Origin of the sequence: Streptococcus sp. CCH8-H5 (assembly GCF_001556505.1) — a bacterium.
GTDB lineage: Bacteria > Bacillota > Bacilli > Lactobacillales > Streptococcaceae > Streptococcus.
The window spans coordinates 1-291 of record NZ_LSIZ01000115.1; the positions used below are offsets into that span (position 1 = coordinate 1).

Below are 291 nucleotides of genomic sequence, written 5' to 3' on the forward strand. Positions count from 1 at the left end.
CAGCACCACCTTTGCTAGCTGACCCGTCTAGCGGGTCTCTTTAAGATTACTTTCTCTTATTCTTCTCACCTGTAAACGGATCATACTCCTCAAATAGACTTAGCTGATCTGCTATCACGTCTTCTTGTAATTGATTACGAATATATTCTTCAATTCGCTTCTGATTTCGTCCAACCGTATCAACATAAAACCCTCGACACCAAAATTTGCGATTCCCATATTTATACTTTAAATTAGCGTGTCGATCAAATATCATTAAGCTACTTTTGCCCTTTAAATATCCCATAAATG

The 291-nt window shown here is 37.5% G+C and carries 1 protein-coding gene; it reads right to left on the bottom strand.

Annotated elements, in window-relative coordinates; all coding sequences use genetic code 11:
• Positions 1–46: 46 nt before the first annotated feature.
• The coding region (locus AX663_RS08335) for a transposase (protein WP_197414215.1) at positions 47–291 on the bottom strand (245 nt) is incomplete at its 5' end.